Origin of the sequence: Pseudonocardia kunmingensis (assembly GCF_006716445.1) — a bacterium.
Lineage (GTDB): Bacteria > Actinomycetota > Actinomycetes > Mycobacteriales > Pseudonocardiaceae > Pseudonocardia > Pseudonocardia kunmingensis.
In genome coordinates this window covers 298,642-320,242 of record NZ_VFPA01000006.1, presented here as the reverse complement: position 1 = coordinate 320,242, position 21,601 = coordinate 298,642, and the positions used below count along the sequence as shown (strand labels likewise).

The 21,601-nt window shown below is 74.4% G+C and carries 19 protein-coding genes and 1 pseudogene; 12 read left to right on the top strand and 8 right to left on the bottom strand.

Translation table 11 applies throughout. The features are described 5' to 3' along the window. Window positions 1–26: 26 nt before the first annotated feature. Window positions 27–221 (bottom strand): hypothetical protein, encoded by a 195-nt coding sequence (locus FB558_RS44165; protein WP_211367131.1) that lies wholly within the window; start codon window positions 219–221, stop codon window positions 27–29. Window positions 222–763: 542 nt separating this feature from the next. Between FB558_RS44165 and FB558_RS38045 the strand changes: the two genes are divergently transcribed. The 6 genes from FB558_RS38045 (at window position 764) to FB558_RS38020 (ending at window position 6,786) form a co-directional block, all read left to right on the top strand. Then, window positions 764–1,108, top strand: a complete 345-nt coding sequence (locus FB558_RS38045; RefSeq protein ID WP_170231747.1) for a DUF3040 domain-containing protein — start codon at window positions 764–766, stop codon at window positions 1,106–1,108. A 132-nt stretch (window positions 1,109–1,240) separates the two neighbouring features. Further along, window positions 1,241–2,719 (top strand): purine-cytosine permease family protein, encoded by a 1,479-nt coding sequence (locus FB558_RS38040; protein WP_246107058.1) that lies wholly within the window; start codon window positions 1,241–1,243, stop codon window positions 2,717–2,719. Beyond that, window positions 2,716–3,291: a cysteine hydrolase family protein gene (locus FB558_RS38035; protein WP_142062810.1), complete on the top strand. Its 576-nt coding sequence runs from the start codon at window positions 2,716–2,718 to the stop codon at window positions 3,289–3,291. Before FB558_RS38040 ends, FB558_RS38035 begins: the two co-directional genes overlap by 4 nt. Beyond that, window positions 3,288–4,022 (top strand): GOLPH3/VPS74 family protein, encoded by a 735-nt coding sequence (locus tag FB558_RS38030; RefSeq protein WP_142062807.1) that lies wholly within the window; start codon window positions 3,288–3,290, stop codon window positions 4,020–4,022. Before FB558_RS38035 ends, FB558_RS38030 begins: the two co-directional genes overlap by 4 nt. Window positions 4,023–4,150: 128 nt before the next feature. After that, window positions 4,151–6,466, top strand: coding sequence for a phosphotransferase (locus FB558_RS38025; protein ID WP_142062804.1), 2,316 nt, complete (start codon window positions 4,151–4,153; stop codon window positions 6,464–6,466). Between the two features lie 38 nt (window positions 6,467–6,504). Continuing rightward, on the top strand, window positions 6,505–6,786 hold the full coding sequence (locus FB558_RS38020; RefSeq protein ID WP_142062801.1) for a metal-sensitive transcriptional regulator: 282 nt from the start codon (window positions 6,505–6,507) through the stop codon (window positions 6,784–6,786). A 16-nt stretch (window positions 6,787–6,802) separates the two neighbouring features. On the opposite strand, the gene FB558_RS38015 is transcribed toward FB558_RS38020, so the two are convergent. Further along, window positions 6,803–7,405: a TetR/AcrR family transcriptional regulator gene (locus FB558_RS38015; protein WP_142062798.1), complete on the bottom strand. Its 603-nt coding sequence runs from the start codon at window positions 7,403–7,405 to the stop codon at window positions 6,803–6,805. 72 nt (window positions 7,406–7,477) lie between these two features. Between FB558_RS38015 and FB558_RS38010 the strand changes: the two genes are divergently transcribed. Both FB558_RS38010 and mtnA read left to right on the top strand, forming a co-directional pair. Beyond that, window positions 7,478–7,858 carry a hypothetical protein gene (locus FB558_RS38010; RefSeq protein WP_142062795.1) on the top strand — a complete coding sequence of 127 codons (381 nt, stop codon included), beginning with the start codon at window positions 7,478–7,480 and terminating at the stop codon, window positions 7,856–7,858. A gap of 42 nt (window positions 7,859–7,900) precedes the next feature. Then, on the top strand, window positions 7,901–9,022 hold the full coding sequence (mtnA, locus tag FB558_RS38005) for an S-methyl-5-thioribose-1-phosphate isomerase (protein ID WP_211367130.1): 1,122 nt from the start codon (window positions 7,901–7,903) through the stop codon (window positions 9,020–9,022). Here mtnA and FB558_RS38000 read toward each other — a convergent pair. Next, window positions 8,935–9,417: a DoxX family membrane protein gene (locus FB558_RS38000; protein WP_142062793.1), complete on the bottom strand. Its 483-nt coding sequence runs from the start codon at window positions 9,415–9,417 to the stop codon at window positions 8,935–8,937. The genes mtnA and FB558_RS38000 overlap by 88 nt on opposite strands. 167 nt (window positions 9,418–9,584) lie before the next feature. Between FB558_RS38000 and FB558_RS37995 the strand changes: the two genes are divergently transcribed. Continuing rightward, window positions 9,585–10,100, top strand: a complete 516-nt coding sequence (locus tag FB558_RS37995; RefSeq protein WP_211367129.1) for a DinB family protein — start codon at window positions 9,585–9,587, stop codon at window positions 10,098–10,100. A 15-nt stretch (window positions 10,101–10,115) separates the two neighbouring features. Here FB558_RS37995 and FB558_RS37990 read toward each other — a convergent pair whose 3' ends face one another. Both FB558_RS37990 and FB558_RS37985 read right to left on the bottom strand, forming a co-directional pair. After that, on the bottom strand, window positions 10,116–11,780 hold the full coding sequence (locus FB558_RS37990) for an amino acid permease (RefSeq protein ID WP_142062790.1): 1,665 nt from the start codon (window positions 11,778–11,780) through the stop codon (window positions 10,116–10,118). Between the two features lie 76 nt (window positions 11,781–11,856). Then, window positions 11,857–12,456 carry a tetratricopeptide repeat protein gene (locus FB558_RS37985; RefSeq protein ID WP_170231746.1) on the bottom strand — a complete coding sequence of 200 codons (600 nt, stop codon included), beginning with the start codon at window positions 12,454–12,456 and terminating at the stop codon, window positions 11,857–11,859. A gap of 236 nt (window positions 12,457–12,692) precedes the next feature. Between FB558_RS37985 and FB558_RS37980 the strand changes: the two genes are divergently transcribed. The 3 genes and pseudogenes from FB558_RS37980 to FB558_RS37975 all read left to right on the top strand — a co-directional run bounded on the left by FB558_RS37980 (window position 12,693) and on the right by FB558_RS37975 (window position 16,861). Beyond that, window positions 12,693–13,304, top strand: coding sequence for a LysM peptidoglycan-binding domain-containing protein (locus FB558_RS37980; RefSeq protein WP_170231745.1), 612 nt, complete (start codon window positions 12,693–12,695; stop codon window positions 13,302–13,304). Between the two features lie 112 nt (window positions 13,305–13,416). After that, window positions 13,417–14,190: pseudogene (locus FB558_RS45875) on the top strand (ABC transporter transmembrane domain-containing protein); the annotation flags it as partial. 190 nt (window positions 14,191–14,380) lie between these two features. After that, window positions 14,381–16,861 (top strand): ATP-binding cassette domain-containing protein, encoded by a 2,481-nt coding sequence (locus FB558_RS37975; RefSeq protein ID WP_211367128.1) that lies wholly within the window; start codon window positions 14,381–14,383, stop codon window positions 16,859–16,861. Between the two features lie 774 nt (window positions 16,862–17,635). Here the strand turns inward: FB558_RS37975 and FB558_RS37970 are convergent. From FB558_RS37970 to FB558_RS37960, 3 genes are all read right to left on the bottom strand, one after another. Continuing rightward, window positions 17,636–19,681: an acyltransferase family protein gene (locus FB558_RS37970; RefSeq protein WP_142062781.1), complete on the bottom strand. Its 2,046-nt coding sequence runs from the start codon at window positions 19,679–19,681 to the stop codon at window positions 17,636–17,638. Window positions 19,682–19,756: 75 nt separating this feature from the next. Then, window positions 19,757–20,422, bottom strand: a complete 666-nt coding sequence (locus tag FB558_RS37965) for a response regulator (RefSeq protein ID WP_142062777.1) — start codon at window positions 20,420–20,422, stop codon at window positions 19,757–19,759. Further along, window positions 20,419–21,420 (bottom strand): sensor histidine kinase, encoded by a 1,002-nt coding sequence (locus FB558_RS37960; protein ID WP_142062774.1) that lies wholly within the window; start codon window positions 21,418–21,420, stop codon window positions 20,419–20,421. Before FB558_RS37960 ends, FB558_RS37965 begins: the two co-directional genes overlap by 4 nt. Window positions 21,421–21,601: the final 181 nt, after the last annotated feature.

Below are 21,601 nucleotides of genomic sequence, written 5' to 3'. Positions count from 1 at the left end.
GACCCCGCGACCGCGGCTCCGGCCGGTCACGATGCGGCGCCGTCGGCGGGTCGGTTCGTCGGGCCCTCCGGGAACGGCACCACGTGATCCAGGTGCGAGTCCAGCACCCGGCGCCGGCAGATCGGGCTGCGGCAGTACACATCGCGGGCCCGCACGAAATCGGCCGGCCCGGCCGGTGGCCGGTAGGTCGTGCGCCCGTAGTCGAGCACCGTGCCCGACAACGGTTGCGGCGGCGCTCCGCGATTCCTGCAGGTCGGACGAGTTACGTGGGCGCGCCGTGCCCGGCTCGAGACCACTGCCCCACCCCACCCCCAGCCGTCATTTGCAGTCGCCCTCGCGCCGTGCCCGCCCGTCGGCGCCGAGGGTGGCCCCGCTGGCACAAGTACCGAGATGATCGACCCTTCGGCGCGTCAGGCTCCCACCCGGACGAACGGCACTCTCGTCGCTACCTAGCCGACGAAAGTGCCGTTCGTCACGGCCCGTCAGCTCGAGCTCCGGATGGCAGCACACCCGATTCCGCACCACGCTCGGCCCGTTGCCGGATATCCTTCTGACGGTCACCCGGCGAGAAGCGCTGGACCACGGTCCCCGGCACCCTGACGTACGCCCGCGCCGCCCCGCGTGATCCACGGCGCCGCCGAGCGGACGCGCGGCCACGGGTCCACGGCCGGCCCCCGACCGACCACTACCGGCGATCCGGACATTCGGCGTAAACTCCGCCACACCTGCACAACGGGTCGTCCCTCGGGAAGGGGTGGAGATCGTGCCGCCGCCCGCGTCCGGTCCCGACGAGCCCCCCGCCCTGTCCGCGCGCGAACGCGAGATCCTGGCCGGCATCGAGCACGACCTCGACTCCAGCTCGCCCGCCCTGGCCCGCGCGATGGCCCGGCCCCTGACGAGCACCGTCCCGCTGCCGCGCGCCACGGTGCGCGCCGGCCTCCTCGTCGCCGCGCTGATCCTCGTGCTCGCGGTGACGGGACTGGTCCCGCCCGCGGTGTGGGCGCTGCTCGCGGCCCTCGCCGCGATGGTGGTCGTGCCGTGGGCGATGCTGCGCGCCTTCGAGCGGCTCGACCCCGAGCGCGACACCGGTCACAACACCGACCGCTGAGCCCCGCGCACGCTGCGTCGCCACGCCACCGCCGACGGAGCACCCGTCAGGGGTGACCTATCCTCGTGTGGCCGTCGAACAGCGGATACAGGCAGGTCAGGAGGCTCGGCAAGTGGTTGTGATGACGCAGTGGTGACCAATGCGCGGCACGCCGCCGATGCGCAGCACAACGCGCACGACCGGGGGCTGCGGCTCGAGAGCAACGGCATCAACGTCATCGGTGACACCGAGCGCAAGGGCACACCGCGCCACCTGTTCTGGCCGTGGTTCGGGGCGAACATCTCCGTCTTCGGCCTGAGCTACGGCGCCTTCGCGCTCGGCTTCGGCATCTCGGTGCCCCAGGCGCTGATCGCGGGCGTGATCGGCGTGGTCGGGTCGTTCCTGCTGTGCGGGTTCGTCGCGCTCGCCGGCAAGCGCGGCTCGGCGCCCACGATGGTGCTCTCCCGGGCCGCCTTCGGCGTGCGGGGCAACCGGCTGCCCGCCCTGATCTCCTGGCTGCTCACGGTGGGCTGGGAGACGGTGCTGACGATCCTCGCGACGCTCGCCACGGCGTCGGTGATCGAGCAGCTCGGGGGCAGCGCCGGCGTCGGCACGCACCTCGTGGCGCTCCTCGTGGTGGCGACGCTGGTGATGGTGGCCGGCGTCATGGGCTTCGACTTCATCATGCGGCTCCAGACCGTCATCACGGTGATCACCGCCGTGCTCACGGCCGTCTACATCGCACTGGTCGCGGACCGGATCGACTGGGCGGCGGTCTGGGCGGTCCCGTCCGGGTCCGTGCAGCAGGTCGTCGGCGCGGTGGTGTTCCTCGTCACCGGGTTCGGGCTGGGCTGGGTGAACCTGGCCGCGGACTACTCGCGCTACCTGCCGCGCAGCGCGTCGAGCCGGGGTGTCGTCGGGTGGACGACGTTCGGCGGGGCGCTGGCCCCGGTCGTCCTGCTGGCGTTCGGGCTGCTGCTGGCCGCGTCCTCGGCCGAGCTCTCCGCCGCCGTCGCGGACGACCCCATCGGCGCGCTGGCCGCCGCGCTCCCGGCCTGGTTCCTCGTGCCGTTCGCGCTGGTGGCGGTACTCGGCCTGGTCGGTGGGGCCGTCCTGGACATCTACTCGTCCGGGCTGGCCCTGCTCGCCACCGGGGTGCGGGTGCCGCGCTGGGTCGCTGCCCTGATCGACGGCGTGATCATGGTCCTCGGCACGGTCTACGTGGTGTTCGTGGCCGAGGACTTCCTCGGCCAGTTCAACGCCTTCCTCATCACGCTCGGCGTGCCGGTCGCGGCGTGGTGCGGCGTCATGCTCGCCGACGTCGCGATGCGCCGCCGCGACTACGACGAGGCCGACCTCTACCGCCCCGCAGGCCGCTACGGCGACGTGCGAGCCGTCCCGATGGCCATCGTGCTGGCCTGCACGCTGGTGGGCTGGGGGCTGGTCACCAACGCGAACGCGGGCTGGGTGTCCTGGCAGGGCTACCTGCTCGGGCCGCTCGGGCTCGGCGGGCGCGACGGCGCCTGGGCGGGCGCCAACCTCGGTGTCCTCCTCGCGATCGTGCTCGCCTTCGCGGCCACGCTCGCCACCGGCCGGGAGGCCGTGCGCGAGCAGGAGGCCCGGATCCGATGACCCGCGTGCCCGTCACCCCCGACACCCACCACCTGGCCGTGATCGACATGCAGGTCGTGTTCGCCGATCCGGCGAGCGGGTGGGCCACTCCGGGATTCGCGGAGATCCTGCCGCGCGTCCGGGAGCTGGTCGCCGCGCTGGCCCCGCAGGTCACGTTCACCCGCTTCGTCGCCCCCGCCGCCCCGGAGGGGGCGTGGCGGCAGTACTACGCCGAATGGCCGTTCGCGCTGCAGCCGCCCGACGCACCGCTGTACGACCTGGTCCCCGGCTTCCCGCCGGCGGCCGCGGTGGCCCCGACCGTCACCGCCACGACGTTCTCGAAGTGGGGGCCCGACCTCGCCGCGGCGGTCGGGTCGCGCACGTTGCTGCTCGCCGGCGTCTCCACGGACTGCTGCGTGCTCTCCACCGCACTCGCCGCAGCCGACGCGGGCGTGCCCGTCCAGGTGGTCGCCGACGCGTGCGCCGGCGTGGACGCCGCGAGCCACGCCGCCGCACTGCACGTCATGGGCCTCTACGCGCCCCTCGTCGAGGTGGTCGACACTGCTGTCCTGGTCACGGGGGCCGCCGGATGACGGGTCCCGCACCGGCCGATCCGGTGTCCCGGGACAAGCTCGCGGCACGGATGTTCCTGATCCTGCACGACCCGTTCACGGGGAAGGCGCTCGTGCGCGCGAGCGCCGTGCGCATCGCGGTCGCCGGTGCCGAGCTCGCCGACCTGGCGCTGGCGCGGCCCGGCCGCGGCCAGCTCGTCGCGCTCGAGAACGACCGGGTGGTGCTGGCCGGCACGCGGCCGCGCCGCCTCGACTACATCTCCTCCTTCGTCGTCGACAGCATCCGCAGCCAGCCCGAAGCGCACTCGGCGACGGTCTGGACGGCGGCGCTCGCCGACCACGTGTTCGACCTCGTCCTCGCGCAGCTGATCACCGAGGGCGTCGTGCAACGCCAGCAGGGCGGGCTGTTCGGCCGGTCCTCGCGCCGCTTCCCCGCCGTCGACCTGCTCGCGGCGGCCGGCCCGCGGGTGCGCCTCGAGCACGCGCTGCGCTCGGACACCCGGGCCGACGGTGCGGGTGCACCGGACGACGAGCGGGCACTGGACGAGGAGACGGCGGTCCTGCTCGCCGTGCTCGCCGCCGTCGGGGGCGAACGCACCCTCGACCTCGACCGCGCCGCCCGCCGCCGCCTGACCGCGGCCGCCGCCGACGCGCTCCCGCTCGACCTGCGCAACCTCGTCACGGGCATCGAGGTCGCGCACGCCTCCGGCGAGCTGCCGCAGACCCTGCGCCTGCGCACCAGCGACAAGTAGCCGCGCAACCGACGAGCAGCCGTCCGCGGCACCGGGGCCCGGACCGGCGCACCCGAGTCGTTCCGGCAGGATGTACGGCGGACAGACGGTGTTCGAACGCCGTCCATCTGCGGTTCACGGAGGTGTCGATGCCAGGATCGCGGGTCGCGGCCCTGCTGAACGGGTGGCGGGCGCCGCAGCACCGCGACGGGCTCGCCCTCGTCGTGAGCTCGGGGCTCTCGTCGGCCGTCGGGCTGCTGTACTGGGTGCTGGCCGCCCAGATGTTCCCGCCCGACGTCGTCGGCGTGAACGCCGCGGGCCTGTCCGCCCTGATGCTGGTCGGCGGCGTCGCGCACCTGAACATGTCGCACGCGTTGCTGCGGTTCGTCCCGGTGGCGGGCGCGGCGGCGCGGCGGCTCGTCGTGCTCGGCTACCTGGTGGCGGTCACCGTCTCCGCCCTGGCCGGCACCGCGTTCGCGCTCGGCGCGATCTGGTGGGCGCCCGAGCTCGTCGACGTCGCGGGTTACGGCCCGCTCGTGGTCTTCTTCGCCGTCAGCTGCCCGGTCTGGACCCTGTTCAGCCTCCAGGACTACGTCCTCACCGCCGTCGGCAAGGCCACCGCCGTGCCGGTGGAGAACATCGTGTTCTCCGTGCTCAAGATCGGCCTGCTCATCGCCGTCACGCTCGCGGCGGTCCCCGGCGGCATCGCGCTGTCCTGGGTGATTGCCACGGCCGTGATCGTGCTGCTGATCAACTTCTGGCTGCTGGTGCGGCTGCTGCCCGCCCACGCGGTGGCGAGCGCGGACCGGGCGGTGCCGATCACCGTCGGGGCCGTCGGGCGTTTCATCGGGGCCGACTACGTCGGCGCCCTGTTCTGGCAGGCCGCGCTGATGGGCCTGCCGGTGCTCGTGCTGTCGCGGCTGGGCCCCGAGGCCGCGGCCGCCTACAACATGGTGTGGCAGTTCGGGATGGCGCTGTACCTGGTGCCCTCCGGCATGGGCCAGTCCATGATCGCGCACAACGCGGCCGATCCCGGCAAGGTGGAGAAGGCCCGCCGCGAGACCGTGCGCCGCGGGCTGATGCTCGTCGTGCCCGTCGCCCTCGTGCTCGCCGTCGGCGGGCAGCTCGTGCTGTCGCTGTTCGGCAAGCACTACACCGACGCCGGCACCGGCGCGCTCGCGCTCGTCGCCCTCTCCGCCATCCCCAACGTGATCACCGGCTCCGCCACCAGCACGGCGCGGGTGCGCCAGCGCCGCGGCGTGCAGTTCGGGGTGCCCACCGCGCTGTCCGTGCTGGCGATCGGGGTGTCCTGGACGCTGATGCCGCAGCTGGGCATCCTCGCGGTCGGGCTCGGCTGGCTGGTCGCCCAGTGCGTCGTCGCCTCCGTCGTGCTGGTCATGTACGCACGGTGGCTGCCCGGCCCGCTCGCCGGCTGGGTCGACGCCGTGCGCAACACCGCGCTGCTGCGCCGCGTCGGGCCCGCGGGCCTGCGCCGCGCCGGCGGCCCGGCCACCGAGGGCTGGGCGATCGGGGACCGCATGGGCGGCGGCTCGGAGACGGTCGTGGTCGCGGTCGGGCCGCCCGGGGAGCGGCGCGCCCTGCTCAAGGCGGCCGACACCGCCCACGGCCAGCGGGAGCTGCGCCAGCAGACGGCCGCGCTCGCCGCGCTGCACGCCGACCCGCGGCTGCGGCACTGGACGCCCCTGCTGCCCCGGGTGCTCGGCACCGCCGAGATCGGCGACACCTACTGCAGCACGGAGTCGATGCTGCCCGGCGGTTCCGGGCCGGAGGCGCTCGCCGATCCGGCGCGCCGCGAGCCGTTCCTCTCCAGCGCCGTCGCCGCGATCAGCGAGCTGCACCGGCGCACGGCCGTGCTGCGGCGGGTGGGCGACGCCGAGCTCGACCACTGGGTGCACCGGCCGATGGCCGAGGTCTCCCGCGTGCTGCCCGCATCGCTGCGGGCCGACGCGGCGCGGCTGGCCGCGGTGCTGGACGAGCGGCTGCGGGGGCAGACCGTCCCCGTCGGCTGGACGCACGGCGACTACCTGCCGGTCAACCTGCTGGCCGCGCCCGACGGGCGGGTGTGCGCGATCGTCGACTGGTGCACGGCCGAGCCGGACGGCCTGCCCGTCCTCGACGTCGCGCTGTTCCTGGCGATGGCCCACGCCGAGGTCGAGGGCGACGAGCTCGGGCCACTCGTGCTGCGGTGGGCCGCCCGCACGCCCCCGCGCGAGGCCGAGACGCTCGCCCGCTGCCAGGCCGCGCCCGGCGCCGGCATCCTGGCCCCGGAGGTGGTCGTGCTGCTCGGCTGGCTCCAGCACGTCAGCCAGTGCGTCGCTCGCTCGGACCGGATGGCGGCCAACCCGGTGTGGAACCGCCGCAACGTCCGGCCCGTCGTGCGCGAGGCGGCCGACCTGCTCGCCAGCGGCCCGGTGCCCCCCGCCCGGTTCCCGGTCCGCGCCTGAACGGCCCCGTAGGCTGGGTGGGGGCCGAGGAGGGGCAGATGCACGGGTACACCCAGGACAAGGACGCCTACCTCAAGCGCTTGCGGCGCGTGGAGGGCCAGGTCCGCGGGATCGCGAAGATGATCGAGAACGACCAGTACTGCATCGACGTCCTCACCCAGGTCTCCGCGGCCACCAAGGCCCTCGAGGCCGTGGCCCTCGGCCTGCTCGACGAACACCTGCGCCACTGCGTGGCCCAGGCGGCCGCGGAGGGCGGCCCGGTGGCCGAGGCGAAGCTCGCGGAGGCGAGCGCGGCCATCACCCGCCTCGTCAAGTCCTGAGGACCTGAGCTCCTGATCAGGCGCGGACGCCGTCCAGCATCCGCCGGATCGTGACGCCGCACTCGTCGCGCACCGACCTGCGATCGGCCTCGGACGCCTCCGCGATGGTGCGCCCGGCGCCGCCGAGCAGGTGGAACACGAGCTGCGTGGCCGTGCGTGCCGGCACCGGGGCGAGCAGCCCGGCGTCCCTGGCCGCCTGCAGGAACGCGTCGATGAGCGCGTAGGCGTACTTCTCCTCGTACTCCATCCAGCGCGTCCAGCCGAGCGCGATCGGCCCCTCGAGCCAGCACAGCCGCCCGTAGGGCTGCTCGCAGCAGAGGTCGAGGAACGCGTCCAGCGCTGCCATGGCCGCCTGCCACGCGTCGGGCTGTCCCGTGGCCGCCGCGCCGACGTGCGCGGTCATCCGCTCCTCGAGCGCCTCGAACACGGCTTCGAACAGCGCCTGCTTGCTGTCGAAGTGGTGGTAGACCGCGCCGCGGGTGACCTGGGTGGCGGCCGCGATGTCGTCCAGCGAGGTCCGGGCGAAGCCGCGCTCGGCGAACATCGCGGTGGCCGTCTCCAGCAGCGCCGCGCGCGTGGCCTCCGAGTACAGCTCCCGGCGGCTCTTCGGCCTTGACATGCACGGAGTCTACGACATACTCAGAACACGTACGCAGAGTATGTGACAATCACAGCGCTGGAGACCGACGCCATGTCCACCAAATTCCGCCTGGTCACCGAGGTGCTGGCCGACGTCGTCCGAACCGGACGACCGGAGATCCGCCGCGTCGACGACGTGCGGGAGGTGTTCGGCAGCGTCGAGGCGTTCCTGCTGGCGGCACACCACCGCTGGCGCACCGCGCTCACCGCGCGCCTCGACGCCCTGCTCGAGGACCCGCCCGCCGACCTCGACGCCGCGGTGCACGCCCTCTGGACCGACCCCGGCCTCGGCGGCCGCGGCCTGCGGTCCCTGCTCGACGCCCACGCCGAGCACCCCGCCGTCGCCGCCGCGCAGGAACGGGAGCGCCGGCTGGTACGCCGCGACCTCGGCGTCGACATCCCTCCGGCGCCGGGGCTCCGCGCCGCCGGGTGAGGGGTGCAGGATGGAGTCGGACCGATCCCGGGAGGTGCAGCGGTGGGACTCCGCACGGTGGAGTGGCTCGACGGCGAGGTGCCCGCCGTCCGCCTGCTCGATCAGACCCGGCTCCCGGCCGAGGAGACGCACCTCGACGCCGCCGACGTCCACACCCTGGTCGACGCCGTCCACCGCCTCGCCGTCCGGGGCGCCCCCGCGCTCGGCGCCGTCGGCGCGCTGGGCGTCGCGCTCGCGCTCGCGCAGGCGGCGCGGGAGGGCTGGGACGACGCCCGCCTGCGGGAGGAGATCGGGCGCCTGCGCGACGCGCGTCCCACGGCGGTGAACCTCGCCCGCGGCGTCGACCGGGTGCTCCCGTTGCTGCCGCAGGGCCGGGTCGCCGTCCTGGCCGAGGCCCGCCTCGTGCTCGCCGAGGACGAGACCGCCAACCGGAGGCTGTCCGCGCTGGGCGCCGACTGGCTCGTCGAGCGCCTCCCCCACCGACCCCTGCGGCTGCTCACCCACTGCAACGCAGGCACCCTCGCCACCACCGCGTGGGGCACCGCGCTCGGCGTCGTCCGGGAGCTGCACGGCCGCGGGCTGGTGGCGCTCGTGCACGTCGACGAGACCCGTCCGCTGCTGCAGGGTGCCCGGCTCACCGCGTGGGAGCTCGCCGCCGACGGCATCGACCACGTCGTGCAGGTCGACTCCGCCGCGCCCGGCGCGATCCTGCGGGGGCTCGTCGACGCCGTCGTGATCGGCGCCGACCGCATCGCCGCCAACGGCGACACCGCCAACAAGGTCGGTTCGGTCGGCCTCGCGCTCGCGTGCGCCGACGCCGGGGTGCCCTTCGTCGTGGCCGCACCGTGGTCCACCGTCGACCTCGCGACGCCGGAGGGTGCCGCGATCGCGATCGAGGAGCGGCCCGCCGCCGAGGTCACCGGCTTCGGGGGGATCGCGAGCGCGCCGGCGGGCACCCGCGCGTTCAACCCGGCCTTCGACGTGACCCCGGCCCGCCTGATCGACGCCGTGGTCACCGAGCGCGGCGTGGTCGAGCCCAGGGCCCACCCCGACATGTCGGTGCTGGCCGGGGCGGATCAGCCACTCGGGACGACGCGCACCGGTGCCGCCAGGTCGGGGTCGACGAGCGCCCGGACGCGGTGCCAGTCCCAGCAGAGCAGGTAGATCACCCCGAGTAGCATCAGGTCCGCGATCAGCCAGGTCCCCCGGAACCCGACGCTCGTCGTGATCACCACGATGCCCGCGGTGATCGGCAGGTGCACCAGCGCGCCCACGAGCGTCGTCCGCGGGACGAGCAGCAGCACGGCAGCCGCGAGCTGGCAGGCGCCGACGAACGGGTAGAGCGCGCCGAAGTCGTGCTGGAGCGCGGCGAACAACCGGCCGACGTCGGAGGTCTCGGGATCGAGCCGCGTGAACGGCATGCCGAGCACCTTGGTCAGGCCCGACGGCAGGAAGGCCAGTGCCAGCAGCACGCGCACGCACCACGCGAACCAGGACAGCGCGGGCACGCCGCGCACCCGCGCGTGCAGCCGGTCCGCGAACCAGATCACCCTGCGCACTGCTCACTCCCCACCGCGACGACGAACCGGAGTTCCACCCTCGCGCCCACCGGCGCCGCCCGCATCGGCCGAACGTCGGGCACCGGCCGGTCCCACTCCGCCTTCCGGCCGAGGCGACCCCCGGAAACCGGTGTGCGGGCGCGGCGGGGGGAGGTCATGATCGCCTCGTGAGCCTCGACATCCTGCGCTGGCAGTGCGACTTCACCTGGTCACTGGCGGAGCTGCACCTGCGGGAGCTGACACCGGAGGACTTCCTGTGGGAACCGGCGCCGCGGTGCTGGACCGTGCGGCAGGAGGCGGACGGCTCCTGGGTACCGGACTGGGAGGAGCCCGAGCCGGACCCGCCGCCCGTGCCGACGATCGGCTGGGTGAGCTGGCACCTCGGCTGGTGGTGGACGGTGACGCTGGACCACCTGCAGGGCCGCGAGCCCCGGGACCGCACCGCGGTCACGTGGCCGGGCCCGGGCGCGCCGACCGTCGCGTGGCTGCGCGCCCTGCGGTCGGAGTGGGGTGAGGTGCTCGACCGGCTCACCGCCACCGACCTCGACGGGCCCGCGCCGTTCCCGTGGCCCGCCGGCACCGGTCTCACCGTGGCGCACACGCTCGCGTGGGTGAACGGCGAGCTGATGAAGAACGTCGCCGAGCTCGGTCAGCTGCGGCTGCTGCGCGCAGCCGCAGCCTGACCGGGATCGCGGTCCTCAGAACCGCCGGCCGGACTCGCTCCGGACGTGCTCCAGCTCCTCCTGGGCGGAGGCCTCGCGCACCGGCCCGGTGAACCACTTGCGCGCCGAGACCAGGTACCAGCCGCCGAACAGCAGCAGGGCCCCGCCCACCGTGAGCGGTGCGTAGTTCACCGACTCCCACGCGAACTCGTCGGACCACGGCACGCCGTTCGGCGAGATCGGCAGCAGGAACAGCACGCAGACGAGCGCGATCCACACCACGGCGATCGTGGAGACCCACTTGTAGTGCTTGCCCAGGCTCCACGCACCCGGCTCGAACCTCGCGCCGGCCTTGATCCGCAGGATGATCGGCAGGCCGAAGGCGATGTAGAGCCCGATGACGGCGATCGACGTCCCGACCGCGTAGCCGACCACACCGTTCGCCAGCGTCGGGATCATCAGCGCCCACGAGGTGACCGAGATCGCGATCACGGCGTTCACCGGCACCCGGTTGCGCGCCACGCGGCGCCACAGGCGCGAGCCGGGCACCGCCTTGTCCCGGGAGAACGCGAACATCATCCGGGACGCCGAGGTCAACGACGCCGTGCCGCAGAACAGCTGCGCGATCACCGCGATGATCAGCATGAACTCGGCCCACGCCTCGTTGGTGGCCTCGGTCCAGATGTAGATCACCGCGTTGCCACCCGCGTCGAGCACGCCCTGCACGTCGGGCACCGCGAAGGTCACCGCGACCAGCAGGACGAACCCGAACACCACCGACGCCACGACGGCCCAGATCATGCCCAGCGCGGTGGCGCGGGAGGCAGAGCGGGTCTCCTCGCTCATGTGGGCCGAGGCGTCGTAGCCGGTGACGGTGTACTGCGACATCAGCAGCCCGAGGCCGAAGACGAACCAGAACGCGTTGTCCGAGAAACCCGAGTTGTTGATCGTCTCGGTGAAGACGAACGCGACCGACTGGTGCTCGGTGGGCACCACCAGCAGGATCACGACGATCAGCCCGACGCCGGACATGTGCCACCACGCCGAGAGCGTGTTGAGCTTGGCGAGCACGTTGACACCGAGCAGGTTCAGCCCCAGCTGCAGCGCCACGATCGCGGTGAAGGTGATGAAGATCGCCGTGGTGTCGGTGCCGACCAGCGACGGCATCCACAGGTTCAGCAGCGCCGTCATGAAGATCGCCGAGCCGTACTGGATGGCGGCGGTGACCGCGATCCCGCCGATCAGGTTGAACCAGCCGGTGAACCAGCCCCAGGCCGGGCCGCCGAGCTTCGACGCCCAGAAGTACAGCGCCCCGGCGGTGGGCATCGAGGACGCGACCTCGGCCATCGCCATCGAGACGAGGACGCAGAACCCGCCCACCAGCAGCCAGCCCCACGTGATGGCCACCGGTCCGCCGTTGTTGAAGGCGAGGTAGTACGAGGTCAGGCACCCCGCCAGGACCGAGATGATCGTGAACGAGATCGCGAAGTTCGAGAACCCGCCCATCTCGCGGGTCAGGACCTGCGAGTAGCCCAGCCGCAGCAGCAGCGCCTCGTCGCGGCGCGCGGTCTCGCGGTCGGGCAGGTAGCCGGGCACGGGGCGCGGGGGTGCGACCGTCGCCGACCCGGGCTGGGCGCCCGGCGGGGGGCCGGGGGGGTAGGCCGCCGGGGGGCGCGACGAGTAGCTGGGTGGGGAGCTCATACTGCCGCCTTCAGATCATCTGGGGCATCATCTGGGTTCGCAGCGCCGTCGGGGTGGCGCCGCCATCACCGGGGTGTCAGGCATCCCGACGGGTCATGCCGATGCTCTCCGCACACTCGAGCAGCGCTTCCTGGTGCGGATGGCGCGGGGGGAGCGCCTGCTCGGCGTCGCGGATCGCGGCTGCGAGCAGGGCGCTGGCCGACTCCAGGTCGCCCGCCGCGGCATGGGCCCGTGCCATCCCCATGCGCGAGGTGAGGGTGTCGGGGTGGGTCGGGCCCAGGGCGCGTCGCCGCTGCGCCGTGACCTGGCCCGAGAGCTCCACGGCGTCGTCCACGTCGCCCGCCAGCCGGTAGGACACGGCGAGCGCGTCGCGGGCGGTGAGGGTGCGCGGGTCGTCATCGCCCAGCAGGCGCGAGCGGTCGGCCACGTTCTCCGCGATCAGCTCGATGCCCTCGCGGCGCCGGCCGGCCTCGACGCGGGCGGCGCCGAGGTTGCCGGCGACCGTGAGCGTGGCGAGGTGGTCACGCCCGAGCATCGCGAGGCAGCCCCGCAGGGTGTCCTCGAACAGCGCGACCGCTTCCTTGACGTTCCCACCCGTGAACAGCGCCGCTGCACGCGCGTTGCGGGCGGCCAGCTCGTGGATGTTCGTGCGGAGCGACCCCCGTCCACTGTCCATGACGGAAGAACCGTCCGACCGGGACCACCAGGGCATCCGACCCCCCATTCGAGGATCAACGGCATTCACGAAAGGCTGTCGACACGGCAGCACCGTGCGTGACATCTGCTCGGCCAACCGGGGTAAGTAGACCCGATCTACCTATCGCGATGCAAGGCGCCCTGTGGTTCGCCACCACTGCGTGCGCCACCCACCCGCTGCAACTGCGCCGAACGGGGGATGCACAATACGCGACGATGAACGAGCCGGATCACGAGAAGCTCAGGCGGGAGCTGGAGACCGCCGCGAGCAGGACGCGCGACGAGCCGGGCGCGCGCCGCACCGTGATCGTCCGCAACGCCCTGATCGGCCTGCTGGTCGCGGTGCCCGCGGCCGCGGTCGTCCTGCTCGCCGTCGGCGCCACCGACGACACCCCGCCCGAGCCCACCGACCTCGCCCCGACCGACGCGGTCACGCCGCAACCGCCCCGGCCCACGAGCCCGCGCCCACCCGCCACCTCGACCGGTCCCGGCGTCCCGCCGCAACCCGAGCCGGCGCCCGACGCGGGCCGGCCGACCGTGCACACCGTCGCACCCGGCGAGACGCTGGCCAGGATCGCCCTGCACCACGGCGTGCCGACCGAGCGGATCGCCGAGCAGAACGGCCTCGCGGACCCCGACCTCATCCGGGCGGGCCAGACCCTCGAGATCCCCCGCGCGGCCCAGGGCGAGGTGGTGATCGCCCCGGGCGCCACGCTCGGCGCCTACGCCGACCGCCACGGCACCACGATCGACTACCTCCTGAGCCTCAACCCGCACATCACCGACCCCGGCCGGATCGCCGCCGGCGGCCGGCTGCGCGTGGCGTAGCACCGCGGGAAAACCCCACGCGGACCGTCGGTACCGGGCGTTAGCGTTCCGGGGGATCGACGAGATCGACGGCCTCTTCGGCGCGCGCCGGGCGGCACGGAACGGGGGCGACGTGCGCGCGCAGCCACTGGACTGGCGACGGCTGGCCGAGCGCACCTCGGGCGTCGCCGTCACCCTCGCCGTGCTCGCCGCGGCGGCCGAGACGCTCGCCGCCGTCGTCGCGGGCGGCGTCGCCGCGGCTCCCTCCGCGGGCGCGGTGGCCCTGCTGGCCGTCCTGCTGCTCGGCGGCACCCTGCTCGACACCGTGGGGCGCACCGCGTTCTCCGGGGTCGTCGGGCGCGCCGAGGGCCGGCTGCGCGCCGACCTGCTGCACGCGGCGCTGCACCAGCCGCTGCCCGCTCTGGAGGACCAGGCCGTCGGCGAGGTGCTCGACCGCGTCGACGACGACGCCCGCCAGCTCGGGGTGCTGATGCGGCGCGCCGGGTGGGCGATGGGCACGGCCGTCCTGCGCTCCGCGCTCGCCTGGGTCGTCGCCGGGCTCACCTGGTGGCCGGCGTGGATCGCCTTCCCGCTCGTCACCCTGCTCGCCGCGGTGCTGATCCGCCCGCTCACCCGCGTGGTGGCCGAGCGCAAGCTCGCCGAGGAGGCCGCCTGGTCCGACCACTCCGCGCAGTTCGAGGAGGCGGTGGCCGGGCGCGACGACGTCCGCTCCTCGCTCGGCCAGCCGCACGTGGTGCGCCAGTACGCCCGGCGCGCCCATGAGGTGCTGCGCCGGGTGGCGGCCACCTGCGCGGCCTCCTCCCGGGTCGGGCGGCGCACCGGCCTGGTGCTGCACGGGATGCTCGCCGCGCTCGCCGTGGCCGGCGCCGCGCTGGTGAGCGGCGGCCGGCTCGGCCTGGCCGAGCTGGTCACCCTGTGGCTGCTGGTCACCACGTTCGTGGGGCAGCTGGGCAACGTGAGCAACCAGCTGCCAGAGGTGCAGGCCGGGCTGGGCGCGCTGCAGCGCATCCGCACCCTGCTGTCGGCCCCCGCAGGAACCGGTCGGCGGGGCGCCCGTGCCCGCGGGGCCCGCCGCCGTGGAGGTTCGCGACCTCACCTTCGCCTACCCCGGTGGTTTCGCCCTGCAGTCGGTGCACCTCACGGTGCCGGCCGGCACCACCTGCGCGCTGGTGGGGCGCACGGGCGCCGGCAAGTCCACCCTGGCGAAGCTGCTCTCGCGTGCCGTCGAGCCGCCGCCGGGCACGGTGTTCGTGGCCGGGCAGGACGTCACGGCCACCGACGTGGCGGACCTGCGGCGCGCCGTCGGCGTGGTCACCCAGCGCACCGAGATCCTCGCCGCCACGCTCGAGGAGAACATCACCCTCTTCGCCGACGTGCCCGCGGGTGCCGTCGCCGGTGCCGTCGAGGCCCTCGGGCTCGGCGAGTGGGTGGCGGCGCTGCCCGACGGGCTGCAGACGCGCCTCGGGGCCGGCGGCAGCACGCTGTCCGCGGGCGAGGAGCAGCTCGTGGCGTTCGCCCGCCTGCTGGTCCGCGACGTCGCCGTCGTGGTCCTCGACGAGGCCACCGCCCGGATGGACCCGCAGACCGAGCGCCGCGTCACCCGGGCCGCGCAGCGGCTGCTGGCGGGGCGCACCGGCGTGCTGGTCGCGCACCGGCTGTCCACCACGCGCCACTGCCACTCGGTGGCCGTGCTGGAGCGCGGACGCGTCGTCCAGCACGGCGAGCGCGCACTGCTCGCCACCGCGCCCGGCCCCTTCCGCGACCTGCTCACCGCGGCCGGCGACGGCGCCGACGACGTCGCCGAGCGCCCGGCCCGCTTCGCCCGCGCCGAACGCCGCGTGCTCGAGCCCCCTCCCCCGCCGGTCCGTCCCCGGCTGTCGTCCACCGTGCTGCGCACGTCCTTCGCCCACCCGCGCTGGGGCCTGGTCGGGGCGGCGGGCTTCCTCGCCTCGGCGATGCTGGGCGCCTACGGCGCCGTCACCGGCTGGCTGTGGGGCATGCTGGTCGGCGCGCTGGAGCGGGGCGCGACCCCGTGGGCCGAGGGGGCGGGCCTCGCCGCGTCGCTGCTGCTGGCCCCGTTCGCGCTCGCGCTCGCCTTCCGCACCTACCCGCTGTGGTGGTCGGTGGTGACGCTGCGCATGCGTCTGGCCGTCCTGCGGGGCCAGACGATGCAGCGGCGCCTGGCGCGCACCCCGGCCGGGGAGGTCGTCGCGCGGGCGCTGGACTCCGACCGGATGGTGATGTACGTCGACCGCTGGGTCGACGTCGTCAGCGGCATGGTCGTCGTGGCCGTCACGGCCGTCGCCGGGCGCAGCGTCCTCGCCGGCGCCGTGCTCGCCGCCGTGCTCGCCCTGTCGGCCGCCGTCTCCGGTCTCGGGGCCCCGCTGGCGGGCTCCGCGGCCCGCGTGGCCGGCGACGCCCGCGCCCGGTTCGGGTCCGCGCTCGTGTCCGTCCTCGACGCCGCCCGCACCGTCAAGCTCGCCGCCGCCACCGACGCGGTGCAGGCCCACCTGCGCCGGGTCGACGCCCGCCGGGTGGCCGCCATCGTCCGCGAGATGCGGGTGCGCATGCTGCTGGAGGGCGCGCCGGCGCTGCTCGTCCAGGCCGGGGTGGTCACCGCGTGGACGCTGCACCTCGCCGGCAGGTGGGACCTCGCCACCACCCTCCTGGTCACCACCGCGGTGAGCGGCTCGGGCTGGTTCGGGGTGGTCTTCGGGGCCGCCGTCACCGAGGCGCCGGTCGCCCGGCGCTGGCTGCACGCGATGACCGACCTCGCGGGCGGTGCCGACCTGGTCCGCGTGCCGCCGGGCGTCGACCTGGTGGAGGGCACCGCCCCGGCCCCGCCTGCCGCGGGCCGGGTCCCGCTCAAGCGCCTGTCGCTGGAGGGCGTCACCGCCGTGCACGACGACGGCACGGTCGGCGTCCACGACGTCGACCTCACCGTCGACGCCGGGTCCCTCGTGCTGCTCACCGGGCGCGTCGGCTCGGGCAAGTCCAGCCTGCTGAGCAGCCTCGCCGGGCTGGTCGACCACGAGGGCAGCATCCGCTGGAACGACCTCGACGTGGACGACCCGCAGCAGTTCCTGCGGCCCGGCCAGGTGGCCTACGTCGGGCAGGTGCCCCGCGTCCTCTCCGGCTCCTTCTCCGACAACATCGTCCTCGACCACGACGCACGGCTGCACACGGCGCTCGGCACCGCCGTGGACGACGCCCGGCTGCAGGCCGACGTCGAGGAGGCGGGCGGGCACGCGGCCCTCGTCGGGCACCGCGGGGTCCGCCTGTCCGGCGGGCAGGTCCAGCGCCTGGCGCTGGCCCGGGCCCTGGCCACCGAGGCCGAGCTGCTGGTCGCCGACGACGTCTCCTCCGCCCTCGACGCCCGCACGGAGGTCGAGCTGTGGGAGGCCCTGCGCCGCCGCGGCACCACCGTGGTCGGGTGCAGCGCGAAGCGCTCCGCACTCGCCCGGGCCGACGCCGTGGTCGTCCTGGAGGAGGGCCGCGTCGCCGCCACCGGCCCGTGGAGCGAGCTTGCCGACCGGTGGGGCCACCTGGCCGGTTGATGCGCCAGTTTCGATCATGCCGTGTGTGGTCGAGCCGCTCGTCAAATCCTTCGGGCCGCTCTCAGCTGGTTCTCGGCGGGGTGAGGGCGGTCTCGCGTTCCGCGGAACGCGACCGTGCATGATCAGATCGACACCAGGGCGATTTCCGGGTGATCCAACAGCCCTGGTGTCGATCTGACCATGAAAACTCCTGTGGGCGCGCCGTTCCCGGCTCGAGACCACTGCCCCTCGCCCCGGCCCGGGACCCTCGCGCTGCAGGGGTGCGGCTCAGGCCCCCGGCTTACTGATCAAGCCCTGTCGTCGGAGGGGTCGGGAACGGCACCACAGCCGGTTGAGTGGCACCCGGCGGGGACGGTCTCGTCGTGGACCGGCCGGGGCCAGGTCGGGGACGGCTGTGCGGGCGACCACGTGACTCGGTAGTTGTGCCCACCGAGCCACCCTCGCCACGGGGCGGTCGGACAGGCCGCCGGGGCGACTGCGGGTGCGGCCTGGACGTGGGGTGGGGCAGCGGTCTCGAGCCGGGAACGGCGCGCCCACCGCAACCCGCCCTGCCCGTCAGGAACCCCCCGGGGGAAGGGGCCGCTCACGCACCCCTTGTCCTCTCACGCCCCCCGTTTCGGCCCGCGCGACCGCTCGACGGGGGGCGTCGCAGGAGAAGGGGGGCGTGAGCGCAGACGGGGTGCGTCGGCGCAGACGGGGTGCGTGGGCGGCGCGCCGGTGGTCGCGGACCGGCCGCCGCACGACCCGGCCTCGTGGCCGCCGCACCGGCCCCGGCTACCAGCCGAGGCCGGCCTGCACCTGACCGGCGAGCAGGTCGGACATCGACGTGCTGTAGGTGGCGGTCAGGTGGTTGTCGTCCATGTAGACGAGCACGTTGCCGATCACCGGCGGGCACCGGTCGGTGTCGCACACCGCGTCGGCGATGTCGACGAACGCGACGTTGGGCGGCACGTCGGGCAGGTCGACCCACGGCGGTGTCGGCGCGTAGACCTCGGCCCGGTCCACCCCGCACCCGGCGACGTCGTCGGGCCGGGTCTGCACGCAGTCGGGGATGGAGTGGTCGAACCGCGGGTTGTCCCGCAGCGCGAGCACCGGGATCCCCTGGGCGTCGAGGCGGCGCCACTGCTCGACGAAGCCGGCCGGGATCTGCTCGGTCTGCCCGACCCGGGCGTCGCGGGTGGCCATGGTGACCACGGCGTCCGGTTGGAGTGCGGTGATCTCGTCCGCCACCGCGGCGTTGAAGTCGACGCACTCGGTCTCGTCCGGGTCCACCTCGGACACGGTGGAGAACGGGCACCCCCCGCGCAGCATGGCGATGAGCTGCCAGTTGTTCTGCTCGGCGATCGGGACCAGCGCCGCGGTCAGCTGCTGGGCGTGCGAGTCGCCGACCACCACGATCCGCCGCGACGGCGGCTCGGGCTCGTCGGCGCCCTCCTCGGCGGGCGGCATCGGCAGGGCGCAGACGTCCCACGCGAACGCCGTCATCGGCGCGCAGTCCCAACGCTCGAGCCGCAGCCAGTCGTCGGCCACGTCCGCCGGGCCGGGCAGCAGCGGCGCGGGCTCCACCTCCTCGTCCGAGGCCAGCGCGAGCGCTCCCGGGTAGGCGGTGTCGCCGATGTCCGCCCCGGTGTTCGACCGCAGTGCGCCGACGCCCTGCCAGGCTGCGGCCACGACCACGACGAGGGCGGTGCACACCGCCGCCACCCGGTATCCCCGGCGAGCCGTGGAGGAGCCGTGGCGCAGCACCGGTTGCTCGACGAGCTCGTGGGTGAGCACCGCGAGCACCAGGGACGTCGCGATGATCAGAGCACCGGCGGCCGGACTCGGGGTCTCGACCTGCCACGCCTGCAGGTAGAGGACCAGCAGCGGCCAGTGCCACAGGTAGAGCGCGTAGCTGATGTCGCCGAGGTAGCCGGCCGCGCGGCCGGCGAGCAGCCGGTCGGCCCCTGCCCGCGTCCCCGTCCGACCGGCCAGCAGCACGAGCGCGGCGCAGCCGGTGGGCCACAGCGCCGCGACGCCCGGGAACACCGTGGCCACCGGGATGAGGGCCCCGCAGGCGACGAGCCCCAGCACGCCGGTCCAGCCCGCCGCGACGCGGGCCCGCCGCGTGAGCACCAGCCGGTCACCGTGCAGGGCGAGCAACCCGCCGAGCGCGAACTCCCACAGCCGGGTGAGGGTGTGGAAGTAGGCCAGTGGCTGGTTGGTGATGGTCAGCTCGATGGAGTAGAGCAGCGACGCCGCGAACACGCCGAGCAGCGCGAGGGTGACCGACCGGCGCAGCCGCCCCGGCACCTGCCGGCAGGCCAGCGCCACGAGCGCGATCAGCAGCGGCCACAGGAGGAAGAACTGCCCCTGCACCGACAGCGACCAGAAGTGCTGGGCGATGCTCGCCACGTTGTTGCGTGCGGCGTAGTCCACCGAGTCGGCGGCCAACTGCCAGTTCTCCAGGAACAGCGCCGACGCGACGACCTCGCGGGCGGTCTGGCTCCACCGCCCCTCGGGCAGGACGAACGCCGCGAGGACCGCGGTGCTGACCAGGACCAGCGACGCCGCGGGTGTGAGGCGCAGCAGCGTGCGGCTGAAGCGCTTGCGCAGGTCGAGGTCGCCGCGCTCGGCCGAGCGCACCAGCTGGCCGGTGAGCAGGAACCCGGACACGACGAAGAAGACGTCGACGCCGCCGGAGACCCGGTTGATCCACACGTGGTAGATCACGACCAGGACGACCGCGAGCGCGCGCAGGCCCTGCAGCTCCGGCCGGTACCCCGCCGGCGCCGCGGGTCCGGCGCCGGGACGGGCAGCCCCCTGCTCACGCGGTGTCATGCAGCCCTCCCCCTCGGCGACCGGCCCGTCATCCTATGAGCCCGTTCGGCCCACCCTTTACCCGGCTGCCCGGAGTCAGGGCTCCACGAGCCCCGCGCGGATGGCGTAGCGGGTGAGGTCGAGGCGGTCGCGCATGCCGAGCTTCGCCAGGATGTTCGCCCGGTGGCGCTCCACGGTCTTGGCGCTGATGCCCAGGGTCTCGGCGATCTCGCGGGAGGAGTGGCTCTCCGCGATCAGCTTGACGATCTCCTCCTCGCGCGGGGTCAGGATCCGGTCCGGCAGCCGGTCCCCCCGCCGGTCGCGCTGCAGGTAGTCGCGGATGAGCGCCGTCACCGCTCCGGGGTAGAGGAAGGGCTCCCCGCGCACGGACGCCCGGCACGCCTCAATCAGGTCCCGGTCGGCCACGGACTTCAGGACGTAGCCCGACGCGCCCGCCTTGAGGGACTCGAAGAAGTACTGCTCGTTGTCGTACATCGACAGCATCAGGATGTGGATGCGCGGGGCGCGCTGCGAGATCTCGCGCGCCGCCTGGATCCCGGTCAGCCGGGGCATGGCGATGTCCAGGATCGCGAGGTCCACCGCCTCCGGGCTCGCGGCGTCGACCGCCTCGGCGCCGTCGGCGGCCTCGGCGACGACGGCGAGATCGGGCTCGGCGTCCAGGATGAGCCGCAGGCCGTGCCGGACCAGCGCGTGGTCGTCGGCCAGCAGGATCCGCGTCGGGGGCGGGGCCGGCGTGCTCATGCCGCCCCCGCCGGCACGGTCAGGCGCACCTCGGTGCCGCACCCCGCACGGGACGTGATGGTCAGCTCGGCCCCGATGAGCAACGCCCGCTCCCGCATTCCCCTGATCCCGGCCCCTTCGTGGACGACGCCGCCGCACCCGTCATCGCTGATCGACAGTGTGACCGCTCCCCCGCGGGCGTCCAGCGCGAGCTCCACCCGGCTCGCGCCCGCGTGGCGGGCCACGTTGGTCAGCCCCTCCTGCGCGATCCGGTAGAGGACGAGCTCGACGTCGGCGTCGAGCACGGGCAGGACGCCCTCGGAGCTGCGCACCACCGGCACGCCCGCGGTCTCGGTGAACTCGGTGACCAGCGCGGCCAGCGCGCTCTGCAACCCGAGGTCCTCCAGCACCCCCGGGCGCAGCCGCCGGGCCACCTGGCGCACCTCGTCGAGGCTCGCCCGCACGGTCTCCTGCACCGTGCGCAGCTCGTCGCGCAGGTCGTCGGGGGCGCGGTCGGCGGCCCGCTTGAGCCCGAGCAGCACCGCGGTGAGGCTCTGCCCGATCTCGTCGTGCAGCTCCCGGGCGATGCGCTGGCGCTCGCCCTCCTGCGCGGCGAGGGCGTGGGCGCTGCTCGCCGAGCGTTCCGCCTCGAGCCGGTCGATCATCGCGTTGAACGTCCCGATCAGCCGGGTCAGGTCCCCGTTGCCGCGCTCGGCGAGCCGGTCGCCGGGCCGCAGCAGGTCCACCCGCCCCATGACGGTGATGAGCGCGTCGATGGGCGCGAGGCTGCGGCGCAGCAGCAGCGCGTTGGCGGTGAGGATGACCGCGAGGCCCACCGTCAGCACCGGGATCTCGGTGAGCCGCACCCGCGAGGAGACCGTGGCGGGCGAGAGCGCCAGCACCAGCGTGCCGACCGTGAAGACAAGGCCGTTGATCAGCACGATCCGCCGGAACAGCGGCCGGGCCGGGCTGTCCCCCCGTGCAGTCGCGCCGGAGTCGGGTCCGGCTCGCTGGCTCATGCGACCCAGCGTCGCGCCTCGCGCGGTCCCCCGTCCATCGGTGGTGACCCCCGCCCGCGGCTCGTGACGTGCATGTCCGACCCCCCGCGATGTGGGTGCGAGCACCGATGGTGCGCGCCCCGCTCGCTGCCGAGACTCGGAGGGGCCCCGGCGCACCCGGTCACCAGCACGTCGAAGAAGG

Coding starts and splice junctions, on each gene's coding strand:
- FB558_RS38035 (WP_142062810.1), top strand. CDS start 2,716: ATGACCCGCGTGCCCGTCACCCCCGACACCCACCACCTGGCCGTGATC.
- FB558_RS38030 (WP_142062807.1), top strand. CDS start 3,288: ATGACGGGTCCCGCACCGGCCGATCCGGTGTCCCGGGACAAGCTCGCG.
- FB558_RS38025 (WP_142062804.1), top strand. CDS start 4,151: ATGCCAGGATCGCGGGTCGCGGCCCTGCTGAACGGGTGGCGGGCGCCG.
- FB558_RS38020 (WP_142062801.1), top strand. CDS start 6,505: ATGCACGGGTACACCCAGGACAAGGACGCCTACCTCAAGCGCTTGCGG.
- FB558_RS38015 (WP_142062798.1), bottom strand. CDS start 7,405: ATGTCAAGGCCGAAGAGCCGCCGGGAGCTGTACTCGGAGGCCACGCGC.
- FB558_RS38010 (WP_142062795.1), top strand. CDS start 7,478: ATGTCCACCAAATTCCGCCTGGTCACCGAGGTGCTGGCCGACGTCGTC.
- FB558_RS37990 (WP_142062790.1), bottom strand. CDS start 11,780: ATGAGCTCCCCACCCAGCTACTCGTCGCGCCCCCCGGCGGCCTACCCC.
- FB558_RS37985 (WP_170231746.1), bottom strand. CDS start 12,456: ATGGACAGTGGACGGGGGTCGCTCCGCACGAACATCCACGAGCTGGCC.
- FB558_RS37980 (WP_170231745.1), top strand. CDS start 12,693: ATGAACGAGCCGGATCACGAGAAGCTCAGGCGGGAGCTGGAGACCGCC.
- FB558_RS37970 (WP_142062781.1), bottom strand. CDS start 19,681: ATGACACCGCGTGAGCAGGGGGCTGCCCGTCCCGGCGCCGGACCCGCG.
- FB558_RS37965 (WP_142062777.1), bottom strand. CDS start 20,422: ATGAGCACGCCGGCCCCGCCCCCGACGCGGATCCTGCTGGCCGACGAC.
- FB558_RS37960 (WP_142062774.1), bottom strand. CDS start 21,420: ATGAGCCAGCGAGCCGGACCCGACTCCGGCGCGACTGCACGGGGGGAC.